The organism is Ruegeria sp. H9, assembly GCF_056532915.1.
Window position 1 is genome coordinate 708,354 of the sequence record NZ_JBQFNX010000001.1, and the last position, 14,916, is coordinate 723,269.

Below are 14,916 nucleotides of genomic sequence, written 5' to 3' on the forward strand. Positions count from 1 at the left end.
GTGCCTGTAGCGGCCAGCGTCAAGGGGGAAGGGGTGGACCAATTCCCCATTTGCAGGGTACGAGTTAAGACAATTTCAAATGCAGGGATTTAAACGATGCATATGCAAGGGAAAACGGTACTGATCACAGGGGCAAGCCGAGGCATCGGAGCGGAAGCCGGGCGCGTTTTTGCCGCAGCTGGGGCCAATGTGGCCTTGGTCGCACGCAGCCGCGATCAGATTGACGCTCTGGCTGCGGCATTGGGTGAAAATGCCATGGCGCTGGCCTGCGACGTCAGCGATTTTTCCCAGGTCGAACAGACAGTTGCCGATTGCATCGACCGGTTCGGCAAGCTGGATGTGCTAATCGGGAACGCGGGCGTCATTGATCCGATCTTTCATCTTTCGAATGCCGACACCCGGGCCTGGAGCCAAGCAATCGACATCAACCTGAAAGGTGTCTTTTACGGAATGCGTGCCGTCCTGCCCATTATGCGGGCAGCAGGCGGCGGGACCGTTCTGACGGTCTCGTCCGGTGCCGCGTCGAACCCGGTCGAAGCCTGGAGCCACTATTGCGCATCAAAAGCCGGGGCCAAGATGCTGACCGAATGCCTGCATCTGGAAGAGGCGCATCACGGTATTCGCGCAATGGGTCTGTCCCCGGGCACCGTGGCCACCGACATGCAGCGGGTCATCAAGGCCAGCGGCATCAATCCTGTTAGCCAACTGGATTGGGACGATCACATCCCCGCAGACTGGCCCGCGCGGGCGTTGATGTGGATGTGCTCGGCAGATGCGGATGAGTTCTTGGGGACCGAGATATCGCTGCGCAACGAAGACATCCGCAAAAGGGTCGGGCTGACGTGATCGAACTGACACAAGATGATGGGCTGTGGACCGTCACGTTGAACAATCCGGACAAGGCCAATGCGCTGACCTCGGCGATGCTAGGCGAACTGGTTCGCATCGCAGAGGCGGCAACTGAGGCCCGCGCATTGATCCTGACAGGGGCGGGCCGGGTCTTCAGCGCGGGCGCTGATCTTGAAGAAGCGCGGGCAGGTCTTGCGACATCCGATCTTTGGGAGCGGTTGTCCGGCGCCATTGCGGACTTGCCTTGCCTGACGGTGGCTGCGCTCAACGGCACTCTGGCAGGTGGCGCCAACGGAATGGTCCTGGCCTGTGACCTGCGTATCGCAGTGCCCTCGGCCAAGTTCTTTTACCCGGTCATGAAGCTGGGATTCTTGCCGCAGCCCTCGGATCCCAAGCGGATGGCAGAGTTGATCGGTCCGGCCAGAACCCGGCTTATACTGATGGCTGGACAGAAGATTTCTGCAGAAGAAGCCTGTAGCTTTGGGCTGGTTGATCGGGTGGTTGAGCCCGAACATTTGATACCAACTGCACAAGAGCTTGTGGCCGACAGCCTGTCCGCAGATCCGTCGGTTGCTGCGCGCATAGCCGGATTGTGCCCATGAGGTTGGCCGCGCTCCGATTGCGGGTGGCGGACCCGGATGCTTTGGCGGCGTTTTATCGTGATGCGCTTGGCATGTCTGTCAGGGTTGAAGGCGCCAATCGTCGTCTTGGATATTCCGGTCAGGATGCCGATCTGTTGCTGATGCCGGGCGGCGGGGGCTACCGCCATGATCCGGGGCAGCGGTATTGGAAGATCGGGATCACGTTGCCGGATGTTGATCTTGCCGCAGAACACCTGCGCCAGAAGGGTATCCCGGTCAGCGCGCCGCGGCAGTTTCTGGATATCGGCTATATGTGCCATCTGAATGACCCCGAAGGGTTTGCCATTGAACTGCTGCAGCAGGATTTCGAGGGCAACCGGCCCGAAAATGCCGCCAGCGCGAACGCCCCATTTGCCAAGGCCTGTATTGGTCAGATCACTTTGCGAACCGGTGATATCGCTGCCGAAGATGCGTTTTGCCGATCCATGGGACTGTCATTGCTGTCTTTGCAGGATGTCGAACCTCACGGGTTCGATCTGCATTTCTATGCGTTCACCGCAGAGGAGCCTCCCAACCCCGATCTCTGGGCGGTTGAGAATCGCGAATGGCTGTGGAAGCGTACTTATACCACGTTGGAATACCAACACATCCCAAATGCCCGGTTTGCACCGGTGCCGGATTATCTTGGGATCGAAATTGAAGGGCTGGCTGACCCGAAAAAGGATGCATTCGGTGATCCCTGGCTTCCTGCCTGATCATCGCCCGCGTCGTTTGCCAGGCACTTTTGAGCGAAACCCCGGCGGGCGTTTGCGCACCCACATCAGAAACTTCTCAAGCCTCGGATGTTTGCGCAGTGCATCGACAGTGTGGAAGTCACGCGCCAGTTCGGCCTCGGTCAGTGTCGCGTGGATCTCTTTGTGGCATATCTGATGCAATAAAACGGTGGGCCCGCCCTTGCCTCCCTTAAGCTTTGGGATCAGATGGTGCAGGCTTCCACCACCTTCGGGGATCGGACGGTTGCAGAGCGGGCAGATCGGATCGGAATTTGCCATGACCTAACTTCGCGCTGATGCGTGTACAGGGCAAGAGGGACACAATGGCGCAATCCATGGTTATCGGGGCAGGACCAGCGGGGCTAATGGCCGCCGAACAGCTTGCCGCCGCCGGGCACGAGGTTGTAGTGGCCGAAGCCAAGCCGTCTGTCGCGCGTAAATTCCTGATGGCGGGGAAGTCCGGCCTGAACCTGACCAAGGATGAGCCTTTTGACATGCTTATGGGCGCATACGGGGATGCAAAGGATTGGTTGCATCCGATGATACAAGCGTTTGACGCACAGGCGGTGAAGGCTTGGGCCGGTGATCTTGGGCAAGAGATGTTCACGGGCTCTACCGGGCGCGTGTTTCCGAAAGTCATGAAGGCCTCACCCTTGCTGCGGGCTTGGCTGGCCAGATTGGATCAGGCCGGTGTTCAGATCAGGACAAGCTGGCGCTGGCAGGGATGGCAAGGTGGGGCGTTGGTTTTTGAGACGTCAGATGGCATGCAGTTTTGCTCGCCCGACGCGACGGTTTTGGCATTAGGGGGTGCCAGCTGGGCGCGGTTGGGCTCGGATGGGGCTTGGGCCCAATGGCTTGCGGACAGCGGAGTTGATCTAACACCGTTTGCACCGGCTAACGCCGCTCTGTCAGTCGATTGGAGCCCCTATATGCAGCCACATTTTGGCGCGGCGCTCAAGTCGGTGCAGTGGATGGCGGGCGATCTGGATAGCCGTGGTGAGGCCACTATTTCCGCAAAAGGCCTGGAAGGTGGCGGTATGTATGCCCTGACCCCTGCGCTGCGGACGGGGGCGCCGCTGTTTGTTGATCTGGTCCCGGATGTGACGGCTGAAGGGATGCAGGCGCGATTGGACGCGAAGAAATCAAAGGCAACGCTTTCGCATTGGTTGAAGAATGGTCTGCGTCTGTCTCCGCAAAAGATCGCTTTGTTCCACGAAATGACTAAGGGCCGCGCATTGAAGCAAACGCAATGGATCGGTGCGCTGAAAAACCTGCCCATCAGGTATGCTGGGCTACGCCCGATGGATGAGGCGATCTCAACCGCTGGCGGGGTAGCATCGGGTGCCGTGGACAGCGGTTTGATGCTGATTGCATGTCCGGGCGTTTTTTTCGCGGGCGAGATGCTGGATTGGGAAGCCCCGACCGGTGGTTATCTTCTGACCGCCTGTCTGGCGACGGGACGTTGGGCCGGTCAGTCGGCGGCAACGTGGTTGGCGCGCTAGGCCTTAACCCGATCGGGCCAGCATCGCCAGACGGATCATGGCACGCTCTACCAGTGCCATTGCAGGTGCGGTTTGACCTGCCGAGCGCAAGGATAGGTCCGTATCTGTAAGGACGGTTAAAGCGGTCTGCAGCTTGGGCGCCCCCCATCCCTGAGCTTGCCTCAGGATCCGGTCACGTCGTTTGCCATAGACCGGAGGGCGCAGCTTGCCGATTCCCTGCGCCGCGCCTCCAGGGTCGGATGCGCAGGCATAGAGCGTTCGGAAATGCCGCGTCGCCCCAATACACAAGGTGACCCCGTTGGTGCCCTGCGCCTGCAGGCGTCGGATCAGGGGGCCGATTTCCTGTGCCCGGCCCTCGGCAACGACGTTCAATACATCATCCAGCGCCGCCTCGGTCGACCGCGGCGCACAGGCTTCAATGTCTTCAATCGTCAGTTCACCGGCGTCACCGCGTTTGTAAAGCGACAGTTTCTCAACTGATTGAGTGAAATCACCAGGGCTGAGCGCCATTGCAAGTTCGCTTAGCGCCGACATCGAATCGCGCGGAATATTCTTCAATCCGGCTTGCGCCAGAATGCGCTCCACCTCGGCGCGCGAGGGCGGGTCATCGTAGATGCCAACAGCGTATGCGGCAGGGTTCGCTTCGAATGCTTTGCGGATTTTTGAGCTGGGTTTGAGCTGCCCGGCCGTCACGATGATCTGTGCATCACCATGATCCCAGTCTTCAAGGGCTGTGAGAATCGCAGGCGCTGCGACATCGGTGGCGTCTTCAACAAACACCGCGCGGGGACCGGGGAAAAATCCGACAGCCTTGACCGCGTCCAGCAACAGGGTCGGATCGCTGCGTAGATCGCTTCCGGGAATGCGGGTCAGGCGCATTTCCTCTTCAGCGCCGGATCCCAACAAAGCCGCCAGAACTTGCTGACGCTTTAGAGCAACGCGCATCGCGTCCGCCCCGTAGATCAACAGCCCGGCTTTGTCCGCGTCCGGCTTGGCAAAATACCCATCAGCCTCGCGCGGGCTCAGCTTCATGTGGACAGGCCCGGCGTGGCGTAAAGGTGATTTACGATCTGATCGGCCAGAATCACCATCAAGCGCTCGGTCGCGTCGCGTTCATCTGCCAGTGTAGACACGGTCGAGCCTGCAGCAGAATAACCGACAAATTCGGTAACGTTGCCCGAGGCGATGATTTGCCCGGTCGCATTGGATTTCAGCGCGTAAGTCGCATTCCCGTCGATCGTATAGCGATTGGTTTCATTCGCTGTGGTAATCGAGGCCCTGCGGGTGACCGTCGATACCCCGACATCCAGCTTGTATTCGTTGCCCGAGGTCGCGCTTCGACCTAATTTACGTTCCAGGTTTTGGACCAGCAGAAAGCTTTCGACCGTATTTGGTGCGGACACCTCGACCTTGCCATCCAAGGCCGAGCCTGATCCTCCGGGCGCATAAACCGGCTCGAACCCGCAAGCGGCGAGCGCCAGCGGCATCAATAACAGGGTTCTACGATCAAACGACGACATTAACGATCCGGCCCGGAACAACGATCACTTTCTTCGGTGCAGCGCCATCCAGCGCCTTTTGCACAGCTTCGGTGCTGAGGGCGATTTTTTCAACCTCTGCTTTATCCAGATCTTTGGCTACGCTGATCTCGGCCCGACGCTTGCCGTTGATCTGAATCGGCAGGGTTATGGTGTCATCGATCAGCATCGTCTCATCCGCGATGGGCCAAGGCGCGGTTGCAACCAGGCCTTCGCCGCCCAGCATCTGCCAAAGTTCTTCGGACAAGTGTGGCGTCATCGGCGACATCAGCTGCGCTAGTGTCTTGGCTGCCTCGCGCTTGACTGCAGAGCCCGCTTTGGATTTGGCAAGCGTGTTGGTGAATGCATAAAGCTTTGCGATAGATGCGTTAAAGCCAAAGGATTCGACCCCGCCCGATACGTCATGAATGGCTTTGTGCATCTCACGTAGCAGCGTTTCGTCATCTGCTGTGGCCGGTAAGTCCGATTCTGCGATTTCTGCGGCGATGCGGTGCACGCGGCTGAGATGTTTGAACGCGGCTTCGGCGCCCGACGCGGTCCATTCCACGTCGCGCTCAGGTGGGGAGTCGGACAGAACAAACCAGCGCGCAGTATCCGCACCAAAGGCCGAGATGATGCTGACCGGATCGACGACGTTCTTTTTCGACTTGGACATTTTGGCTGAGGGGATGATTTCAACCTCGGTGCCGTTGGTCAGCTTGCCGTCGGTCACGTCTTCGGGCAGGTGATATACCGGGCGACCGTTGGCGTCGCGTGTCTGATAAATTTCATGAGTCACCATGCCTTGAGTGAACAGCGCGTTGAACGGCTCAATCGCTTTCTTCGGCAAATGACCAGTGATGTTCATCGCCCGCGCGAAGAAGCGCGAATAGAGCAGGTGCAGAATCGCATGCTCGATCCCACCGATATATTGGTCGACATTCATCCAATACTCGGCTTCGGCAAGATCGGTGGGTGTTTCAGCGCGCGGGGCGGTGAAACGGGCGAAGTACCACGACGAATCGACAAACGTGTCCATCGTGTCAGTTTCCCGCTTGGCTGGAGCGCCGCAGGAAGGGCAAGGGGTGTCGCGCCAGCTGGGGTGGCGGTCCAGCGGGTTGCCGGGGATCGAAAAATCTATGGGTTTGCTGTTGCCGTCATCATAAGGCAGCTCGATCGGCAGATTATCTTTCTTCTCGGGGACCGTGCCGCATTGATCACAATGCACAACAGGAATCGGGCAGCCCCAATAGCGTTGGCGGCTGAGCCCCCAATCGCGCAGGCGGTATTTGGTAACACCTTCACCCCAACCGGCCTTTTCGGCGAAATCAACGGTGGCATTGATGGCCTCGTCACCCGTCGCCTCGGTGAGACGCGCAAAATGATTCACCCAGCGGACTTTTTCGGTTTTCGGTGGAACAAACGCGATTTTGTCGACTGGAGTGTCATCATCCAGTGCAAAGAATGTATCGACCACAGGCAGGCCGTATTTGCGACAGAAATCGAGGTCGCGTTGATCATGAGCTGGGCAGGCAAAGATGGCGCCGGTGCCATGGTCCATCAGGATAAAGTTGGCGATCCAGACCGGCAGCTCCCAGCTGGGGTCGAGTGGATGTTTTACACGTATGCCGGTGTCATAACCCAGCTTTTCGGCGGTTTCGATCGCCTCTTCGGTGGTGCCGCCCTTGCGGCATTCGGCAACGAATTCAGCGACTTTCGGGTTTTCTGCCTCAAGCTGCTTGGCAATCGGATGATCGGGCGAGATGCCAACAAACGACGCGCCCATCAGCGTATCGGGCCGTGTCGTGTAGACGGTGATCGGCTCACCTCCATCGGTGCGTTCGAACCCGAATTGCAGGCCACGGGACTTGCCGATCCAGTTCTCTTGCATCAGGCGTACCTTGGCGGGCCAGTTATCCAGCGTATCCAGCGCGTCGAGCAGTTCCTCGGAATAATCGGAAATCTTGAAAAACCACTGAGTCAACTCGCGACGCTCAACCAAGGCGCCTGAACGCCAGCCACGGCCGTTTTCTACCTGTTCATTGGCCAAAACAGTCATATCGACTGGGTCCCAGTTCACCACGGCGTTCTTGCGATAGACCAGACCGGCCTCGAGCATATCCAGGAACAAAGCCTGCTGCTGGCCGTAGTATTCCGGATCACAGGTGGCGAATTCACGAGACCAGTCGATCGACAGGCCCAGCGGCTTCATCTGTCCGCGCATGTCGGCGATATTGCCGTAGGTCCAATCTTTGGGGTGGCCACCACTGGCCATTGCGGCGTTTTCCGCAGGCATCCCGAACGCGTCCCAGCCCATCGGGTGCAGCACGTTATGACCGGTTGCGAGCTTGTGGCGGGCGATCACATCACCCATCGTGTAGTTGCGTACATGCCCCATGTGGATACGGCCAGACGGGTAGGGGAACATCTCAAGCACATAGTATTTCGGCTTGTCCGCCTTGTGATTGGCGGTGAAGATTCCGGCCTTGTCCCAGGCCTCCTGCCATTTTGCTTCGATTTCGTTGGCCGAGTAGCGCGACATCATGCGGTCCTTCGTGAATGAAAACGCCGGGTAGGAACCCGGCGTGGTAATAGTGTGATTTTTGTCGGGTTTCTAGAACTTGTTGTCCGCAATGCGTAGCTGACGCGCGCGAGACAGGATCGCATCTTCGACGGCGCGTGACGTTGCAGCGCTGACCGGAGAACCGCCACTGGTCTGAAGAGCTACGGACAAGGAACGCGCTTCCAAAGCAGGATCACTGATGTGAACTGTCGCGCGATAGGAACGCCCGCCGCCGGGCGGTGTGCCATAACCCGTTACGATCACTCCGGTAAACGGATCGACCTCTTGGATCGGTAAGAAATTCAATACATCCAGCGATGCGGCCCACAGATAGCGATTTACCTGAGTGACCTGCTCTGAGGTGTTCGGGCCAAATACATCCCAAATCGTCGAGCGATTCGGGTCATTCAGTTCGCGTTCCTCTGTCGAGCTGCCATCAGCGGTCAACACACTTGCATCGCCAGGCGGTGGCCCTCCGCAGGCTGATAAGGCAGCCGTTACCATGATCAAACCTGGAATCGTAATACGGCGCATCGTTGGAAGGTCCCGTGTCACTTGTTTTGCTCTGTCGAGTGATACTCCTAGACAAGGACCCGTACAGCAACAACCCTATTCTTTTATGATCGACTCGCGCGAACCGCACGATCCGTTGAATTCGACTGTGGCATCCTTGCACCAATTTGGGCCGAATGACGTCTTTGCGTTTATGCCAAGCTTGCGCAACGGGGGCAAAAAAAGCGAAACGGTGTCCGTGCTGAGACGCGTGCTTTGCATGTGTCGAGTAGAAAATCTTTGAAACCGAGGGAAACAAGATGAAAAAAGTTCTCTTCGCAACGACCGCACTGATTGCAACCGCAAGTGTTGCAGCGGCCGAAGTAAAGTTCAGCGGTTACGGCCGCTTTGGTCTGGGATACCTGGAAGACCGTACAGGTACCGTTGACGCAATTGGTGGTGGTGAAGCGACCGGCGTAGAAACCGACGAAACCATCCTGGTCTCGCGCTTCCGTCTGAACATCGACGGAATCGTTGAAACTGACGGTGGCGTTCGCTTCGAAGGCCGTGTTCGTCTGCAGGCAGACGAAGATGCCGGCAACGGCGAAGCAAACTCTGCTGGCCTGAACGGCGCACGCTTCTCGGTCATCTTCGGTGGTCTGCGTGTTGACGCCGGTAACGTAGCCGGTTCGTTCGACAACTTGGCAAACTACTACGGTAACGAGCCTGGCCTGGAAAGCTTCATTGGTCAGTACTCGGGCGTCGACTATGACTTCCTGGCGTACTCGTCGACCGGTTCGGGCGCAAACGCTGTGTTCTTCCAGTACGCAGTTGGCGACTTCGCCTTCGGCGCGTCGTATGACCAGCGCACATTTGCTGACGAAGCTGTTGCGGGTGCGGACACTGATGATGCAGACCGCTGGGACATCAGCGCGACCTACACCTTCGGTAACGTAACTGCCGCTCTGGCCTACGGTCAGACCAGCGGTCTGGGCGACGCCGACAAGCAGAGCCTGACCGTTCTGACCCTGGGTGCAGAATTCGGTGACTTCTCCGGTACTCTGTTCGTCGCAGACGATGACGTTGCAAACGATGACCGCAACGGCACCGCATACGGTCTGTCGGCAGCCTACAACCTGGGCGCGGCAACCACTCTGACCTTCGCTTACGGTGACGGTTCGGCAGACGACGATCTGCAGCAGTACGGCATCGGTGCCATCTACGACCTGGGTGGCGGTGCATCGCTGCGCGGTGGTATCGGCAACCAGAAGCGTGGCGACGGCGACAGCCAGCTGCGTGCCGACTTTGGTGCTCAGTTCAACTTCTAAGTTGATCTGAACCACAAGGTTCAAGGGCAGGTCTTCGGACCTGCCCTTTTCTTTTGCCGCAACATGGTGTTTTGCTGCTGCAAACGCAGAATGAGGAACCCATGTCGCTGCAAGAAATCACCGATCGAATAGCCAAAGCTGAATCTGCGGAAGGACGCGCCGAAGGCTCGGTGCAATTAATTGCGGTTTCCAAGGTGCAACCTAACGACCGGGTCGAAGCCGTGTTGAAGCAGGGCCACCGGTGTTTCGGAGAAAACCGTGTGCAGGAAGCCGCTGGCAAATGGCCTGCATTTCGCGAGAGTTTTCCGGACATCGATCTGCATCTGATCGGTCCATTGCAAACAAACAAGGCACGGCAGGCGATTGATCTTTGCAATGCCATCCATTCAGTTGATCGACCAAAGCTCGCCAAAACATTGGCGCGATTGGCACAAGAAATGGGTAAGTGCCCCGATCTTTTTATACAGATCAACACAGGCGAAGAGGATCAGAAAGCCGGTACCCTTCCACAAGATGCTGATGCGTTCATTGCAGAATGCCGCGGCATGGACCTGCCCGTCCGAGGTTTGATGTGCATTCCACCGGTTGAAGAGGAGCCCGCGCTGCACTTCGCGCTATTAGCAAAAATCGCCGAGCGGAATGGGCTTGAGGGTTTGTCGATGGGAATGAGCAGTGATTTTGAATCGGCAATCGCCTTGGGTGCCACACACGTCCGTATTGGGTCTGCCATATTCGGGGCGCGGGTTAAGCCTCAGGGATGATCAGCCGTGTGCCCGGCGTGATTTTTTGGGCAATCCAACGTAGGTGGTCGCGCCTGAATGCGATGCAGCCTTCGGTCGGAAACCGTGGGCGTCGCCATTGATGCAGGAAGATGGCCGATCCCCGGCTGGGTTCTGAATTGGGATAGTTCCAATCGGTTATCAAGATCAGGTCATATAGCGGATCTGGGCGACGAAGTTTTTCGTGACTGAAATCATGAGGCGCCCGCACCAAATGGTTATACGCATCGTCCTCTACGTCGTCAGACCATAAATCGCGCGGTCCGATCGGTCGTGCCCAATGCGCCGGCCGTGGCATTCGGTCTGCGCGATAGAGCATACCCACAATGTGATGCACACCTGTTGGTGTTGTTCCGTCACCTTCCTGCTTGGTTGGGCTCAAGCCCCCTTTGCCTATAGCGCAGGGGAACAGCTGCCCGAGAAACCGAATGCCACGTGGTGTAAGAACCAGATCGCTTGGTGTCACAGCAGGTGGCCTGACTTTGCCGCTTTGGTCGCCAGATACGCGCGGTTGAAATCTGTTTCACCTACTTTCAACGGAACCCGTTCGGTGACGGCGATACCTGTGCGTTCCATCATCGCGATTTTTGCAGGGTTGTTGGTCAGCAGACGGACCGAATTGAAGCCCAACGATTTCAGGATATCCGAGCCGAGCCTGAAATCCCGTTCATCGTCTTCGAATCCAAGCCGGTGGTTAGCCTCGACTGTGTCAAATCCCTGATCCTGAAGAAAATAGGCGCGCATTTTGTTGGCGAGCCCGATCCCACGTCCTTCCTGATTCAGATAAAGCAGGACACCCGCACCCTCGTCCCCCATCTGGGCCAAGGCCCCGCGCAGTTGCGGGCCACAGTCACATTTCAGGCTGCCCATGAGATCGCCTGTGAAACAGGCCGAATGCAGCCGCGCGAGGACGGGCTTGTCGCGGTCAGGGCGACCGATTTCAACCGCATAGTGTTCCTCTCCACCATCTTCGGGGCGGAATACATGCAGGCGCCCGGCCTCCGACACTTCCATCGGCAGGCGTGCGGCGACGACAGGGTGCAGAGCACTGCGATCTGTCAGATGTGGCGCGGCCCGGGCATGGTCAATGCAGGTCAGACCATGATCTGCCGCAAATTCGGGCCCGTCTTGAATAGGGGCGACGACGGCGGCCGGAAGCAAGTGCGCCGACTTGGCCAACGCAATAGCGATCCGGTGCAGATTTGCGCTGCCTTGCCGTTCGGTCATCAGCGGGCCCTTCATCGGGGCGTTCAGATCATCGGACGGGTCGGCCACCGCCTGCACCCAGCTCAGCCCAGCATCCGCCGGGATCATGACGCGAGCAAGATCGCCGTCATATGCACGCGCTTTAAGTGTTTCAGCGCGCCGAACCGTGATGGCGACAACGGGATCCCCGCCCAAGCCGCGCAAATCGGCCAACCTTTGCGGGCTCAGGGTCTCGGTGGCGAATGCGAGTACTCCAAATCCCAGTTCGTCGGTCAGAACAACGGGAACACCCATACGCAGGTCAGCCCGCGCCCGTGCCAGCAATTCGGTGATGTCGGGAGTGAGACTCATGCAGTTTACCTTGAAACGATCAGACCCTGTCCTACCCCGATCACTGGAAAATGTGAAACATTTCCTCGGCGTCAGACACGAGGGCGTGAGACGACTGCAGTAAATCTTGCTGATTGCATTCTTCATACGCAAGTGATGGAAAAGGCTTAGGAGGACCGTACATGGCTCAGCTCAAGAAAATCCTGCTGGTGGATGACGACGAAGACCTGCGCGAAGCGCTCAGCGAGCAACTTGTCATGACCGAAGACTTTGACGTGTTCGAGGCGTCCGATGGCGCGTCGGCAATGGAACGCGCGCGCGAAGCAATATACGATCTGGTGATTCTGGATGTCGGCCTGCCGGATACCGATGGCCGTGAGCTGTGTCGCCTGATGCGCAAGCAGGGCGTCAAAAGCCCGGTGCTGATGCTGACCGGGCACGACAGCGATGCTGACACGATCCTGGGTCTTGATGCTGGCGCAAATGATTATGTCAGCAAGCCTTTTAAATTTCCGGTTCTTCTGGCCCGGATTCGGGCCCAACTGCGCCAGCATGAACAATCCGAGGATGCGGTCTTTGTTCTGGGGCCCTACACCTTCAAACCGGCCATGAAGATGCTGATGACCGAAGATGATCGCAAGATCCGCCTGACCGAGAAAGAGACTAACATTCTCAAGTTCCTCTATCGATCAACTGACGGCGTCGTTGCACGTGATGTTCTTTTGCATGAGGTCTGGGGTTACAACGCAGGCGTTACAACGCACACGCTTGAAACCCATATCTATCGTCTGCGTCAGAAGATTGAACCCGACCCGTCGAATGCGCGCCTTTTGGTCACAGAATCGGGCGGATATCGCCTTGTTGCTTGACTAATGGTGGATTGACTTGGATCAAAGTGATACTCTGTAGGTATCTTTAGATTACTCCCAACCCGCGCATGTCCGGGTTATGACATGCACCTCCCTGTTGGACTGCCGGGCCTGATGGCCCGGCTTTTTTTGTAAGGTGCAACTGTGTCGTGCAGGGCGATATCGGCACCGGGCATCCGATTTCATTCCATGAAATCGGACCGGAAACTTTGCAAGTTTCCGTCACCGCCGGGTCAGGCAACACTGCTTTGTTTTTCGATGGCACCTCGCTTGGCGCCGCGCTAACCTGCGGCAACTTCGACAAAGGAACCCCCGGATATGCCCTTCACCCTTGCCACATGGAACATCAATTCGGTCCGCCTGCGCGAGCCTATCGTTCTGAAATTGCTGCAGGAAGAGGCACCGGATGTGCTGTGTCTACAGGAATGCAAATCGCCGGTCGACAAAATCCCGACCGAAGGTTTCGCCGAGCTGGGCTATACGCATATGATCGCGCGGGGCCAGAAGGGGTATAACGGCGTCGCCATCCTGTCGCGCCTTCCGCTTGAGGAAGTAGGGGATAAGGATTTCGCGGGTCTGGGTCATGCGCGACACATTGCGGGGCAGTTGGAGAATGGCGTGACCATTCATAATTTCTATGTCCCCGCTGGGGGCGACGTGCCGGATCGCGAAGTGAACGAGAAGTTTGGCCAAAAGCTGGATTACCTCGCTGACATGCGCGATTGGTTCCGTGCGGAAAAGCCGAAAAAGTCCATTCTGGTGGGTGATCTGAATATTGCGCCCCGCGAAGATGATGTCTGGTCGCACAAGCAGTTGCTGAAGGTGGTTTCACATACGCCGATCGAGGTTGAAACGCTGGCCGAGACTCAGGATGCAGGTGGCTGGGTCGATATCACCCGGCAGGATATTCCCGAAGGCCAGCTATACAGCTGGTGGTCTTATCGGGCACGAGATTGGGATGCCGCCGACAAGGGACGCAGGCTGGATCATGTGTGGGCTACGCCCGATATCTCGAACGCGGGTCATTCCAGCCGCATTCTGCGCGACGCGCGCGGATGGGAAAAACCCAGTGATCATGCCCCGGTATTTGCCACGTTTGACGTCTGACCGAAGCAAATTCGCCGAACTCTCCCCTTGGTTTCTGCCGCATTGGACTGCATATAGGGCGCAAGTTCGAACCAGAGAGTATAAGCCATGGACCTTCTGAACGGCGCAGGCAGCCCCCAAGCCACTGATCTGATTAAAGACGGGACCGAGGCCACCTTCATGGCCGATGTGGTCGAAGCCTCACAAGAGACGCCGATCATCGTTGACTTCTGGGCGCCTTGGTGCGGCCCCTGCAAAACGCTGGGCCCGGCGTTGGAAGAGGCCGTGACCGCTGCCAAGGGTGCGGTCAAGATGGTCAAGATCAACGTGGACGAAGCGCAGATGATTGCAGGACAACTGCGCATCCAGTCGATTCCGATGGTCTATGCATTTCACAAAGGCCAACCGATCGACGGGTTTCAGGGCGCTTTGCCAGGGTCCGAGATCAAGGCCTTCATAGATCGTGTGATCGAAGCCGCGGGCGGTGAAAGCCCGGGTGGTCAACTAGATGATGCTGTGCAAGCTGCCGAAGAAATGTTGACCGAGGGGGCCGCTGTAGACGCGGCACAGACTTTTGCCGCCATACTGGGTGAAGACCCCAATCACGCTGCCGCTTATGGCGGGTTGGTGCGCGCGCATATCGCATCGGGGGATCTGGATCAGGCTGAGGCGATCCTCAATGGCGCTCCTGCCGAGATTTCCACTTCACCCGAGGTTGAAGCGGCCCATGCGCAACTGGAATTGGCCAAGCAGGCTGCAGATGCTGGTCCGGTAGGTGAGTTGACTGCAACAGTTGAGGCCGAGCCAGACAACCATCAAGCCCGTTTCGATCTGGCGCAGGCCCTGCATGCCAATGGCGATGTCGAAGAGGCAGTGGCTCAACTGTTGGAATTGTTCCGCCGCGATCGCGAGTGGAATGATGGGGCAGCAAAGGCGCAGCTCTTCACAATTTTCGATGCGCTCAAGCCCAATGACCCGATTGTTCTGAACGGGCGGCGCAAGCTCAGCTCGATGATATTTGCCTAATCCCCGATCAGAACT

The 14,916-nt window shown here is 57.8% G+C and carries 16 protein-coding genes; 9 read left to right on the top strand and 7 right to left on the bottom strand.

Features of this window, described 5'->3' with window-relative positions; genetic code table 11:
* Window positions 1–96: 96 nt before the first annotated feature.
* The 3 genes from ACR0CZ_RS03200 to ACR0CZ_RS03210 are packed head-to-tail and all read left to right on the top strand — an operon-like array spanning window position 97 to window position 2,185.
* Window positions 97–846: an SDR family oxidoreductase gene (locus ACR0CZ_RS03200; RefSeq protein ID WP_170398908.1), complete on the top strand. Its 750-nt coding sequence runs from the start codon at window positions 97–99 to the stop codon at window positions 844–846.
* Window positions 843–1,451, top strand: a complete 609-nt coding sequence (locus tag ACR0CZ_RS03205; RefSeq protein ID WP_170398905.1) for an enoyl-CoA hydratase/isomerase family protein — start codon at window positions 843–845, stop codon at window positions 1,449–1,451. Before ACR0CZ_RS03200 ends, ACR0CZ_RS03205 begins: the two co-directional genes overlap by 4 nt.
* Window positions 1,448–2,185, top strand: coding sequence for a VOC family protein (locus ACR0CZ_RS03210; protein WP_170398902.1), 738 nt, complete (start codon window positions 1,448–1,450; stop codon window positions 2,183–2,185). The genes ACR0CZ_RS03205 and ACR0CZ_RS03210 overlap by 4 nt, the downstream gene beginning before the upstream one ends.
* Here ACR0CZ_RS03210 and ACR0CZ_RS03215 read toward each other — a convergent pair whose 3' ends face one another.
* Complete coding sequence (locus tag ACR0CZ_RS03215) at window positions 2,186–2,482, bottom strand: HNH endonuclease (protein ID WP_170398899.1); 297 nt, start codon at window positions 2,480–2,482, stop codon at window positions 2,186–2,188.
* Window positions 2,483–2,526: 44 nt separating this feature from the next.
* Between ACR0CZ_RS03215 and ACR0CZ_RS03220 the strand changes: the two genes are divergently transcribed.
* On the top strand, window positions 2,527–3,705 hold the full coding sequence (locus ACR0CZ_RS03220) for a TIGR03862 family flavoprotein (protein ID WP_170398896.1): 1,179 nt from the start codon (window positions 2,527–2,529) through the stop codon (window positions 3,703–3,705).
* Window positions 3,706–3,708: 3 nt separating this feature from the next.
* On the opposite strand, the gene holA is transcribed toward ACR0CZ_RS03220, so the two are convergent.
* From holA to ACR0CZ_RS03240, 4 genes are all read right to left on the bottom strand, one after another.
* Window positions 3,709–4,737 carry a DNA polymerase III subunit delta gene (gene holA / locus ACR0CZ_RS03225; protein WP_170398893.1) on the bottom strand — a complete coding sequence of 343 codons (1,029 nt, stop codon included), beginning with the start codon at window positions 4,735–4,737 and terminating at the stop codon, window positions 3,709–3,711.
* Window positions 4,734–5,225 carry an LPS assembly lipoprotein LptE gene (gene lptE, locus ACR0CZ_RS03230; RefSeq protein ID WP_480537087.1) on the bottom strand — a complete coding sequence of 164 codons (492 nt, stop codon included), beginning with the start codon at window positions 5,223–5,225 and terminating at the stop codon, window positions 4,734–4,736. The genes holA and lptE overlap by 4 nt, the downstream gene beginning before the upstream one ends.
* Window positions 5,212–7,764, bottom strand: a complete 2,553-nt coding sequence (gene leuS / locus ACR0CZ_RS03235) for a leucine--tRNA ligase (RefSeq protein ID WP_480537086.1) — start codon at window positions 7,762–7,764, stop codon at window positions 5,212–5,214. Before leuS ends, lptE begins: the two co-directional genes overlap by 14 nt.
* Before the next feature lie 72 nt (window positions 7,765–7,836).
* Complete coding sequence (locus ACR0CZ_RS03240) at window positions 7,837–8,319, bottom strand: DUF3576 domain-containing protein (RefSeq protein ID WP_170398884.1); 483 nt, start codon at window positions 8,317–8,319, stop codon at window positions 7,837–7,839.
* A gap of 278 nt (window positions 8,320–8,597) precedes the next feature.
* On the opposite strand from ACR0CZ_RS03240, the gene ACR0CZ_RS03245 reads away from it, so the two are divergent.
* Both ACR0CZ_RS03245 and ACR0CZ_RS03250 read left to right on the top strand, forming a co-directional pair.
* Window positions 8,598–9,605 (top strand): porin, encoded by a 1,008-nt coding sequence (locus tag ACR0CZ_RS03245; RefSeq protein WP_170398881.1) that lies wholly within the window; start codon window positions 8,598–8,600, stop codon window positions 9,603–9,605.
* Window positions 9,606–9,706: 101 nt separating this feature from the next.
* Window positions 9,707–10,366, top strand: a complete 660-nt coding sequence (locus ACR0CZ_RS03250) for a YggS family pyridoxal phosphate-dependent enzyme (RefSeq protein ID WP_170398878.1) — start codon at window positions 9,707–9,709, stop codon at window positions 10,364–10,366.
* On the opposite strand, the gene ACR0CZ_RS03255 is transcribed toward ACR0CZ_RS03250, so the two are convergent.
* Window positions 10,350–10,850 carry a L,D-transpeptidase family protein gene (locus ACR0CZ_RS03255; protein ID WP_170398875.1) on the bottom strand — a complete coding sequence of 167 codons (501 nt, stop codon included), beginning with the start codon at window positions 10,848–10,850 and terminating at the stop codon, window positions 10,350–10,352. The genes ACR0CZ_RS03250 and ACR0CZ_RS03255 overlap by 17 nt on opposite strands.
* Window positions 10,847–11,941 (bottom strand): GTP cyclohydrolase II, encoded by a 1,095-nt coding sequence (gene ribA / locus ACR0CZ_RS03260; RefSeq protein ID WP_170398872.1) that lies wholly within the window; start codon window positions 11,939–11,941, stop codon window positions 10,847–10,849. Before ribA ends, ACR0CZ_RS03255 begins: the two co-directional genes overlap by 4 nt.
* Before the next feature lie 161 nt (window positions 11,942–12,102).
* Between ribA and ACR0CZ_RS03265 the strand changes: the two genes are divergently transcribed.
* The 3 genes from ACR0CZ_RS03265 (at window position 12,103) to ACR0CZ_RS03275 (ending at window position 14,901) form a co-directional block, all read left to right on the top strand.
* On the top strand, window positions 12,103–12,789 hold the full coding sequence (locus ACR0CZ_RS03265; RefSeq protein ID WP_170398869.1) for a response regulator transcription factor: 687 nt from the start codon (window positions 12,103–12,105) through the stop codon (window positions 12,787–12,789).
* A 318-nt stretch (window positions 12,790–13,107) separates the two neighbouring features.
* Window positions 13,108–13,896 carry an exodeoxyribonuclease III gene (locus ACR0CZ_RS03270; RefSeq protein WP_170398866.1) on the top strand — a complete coding sequence of 263 codons (789 nt, stop codon included), beginning with the start codon at window positions 13,108–13,110 and terminating at the stop codon, window positions 13,894–13,896.
* Between the two features lie 87 nt (window positions 13,897–13,983).
* Window positions 13,984–14,901 (top strand): thioredoxin family protein, encoded by a 918-nt coding sequence (locus ACR0CZ_RS03275; protein ID WP_170398864.1) that lies wholly within the window; start codon window positions 13,984–13,986, stop codon window positions 14,899–14,901.
* The last annotated feature ends 15 nt before the right edge of the window (window positions 14,902–14,916 follow it).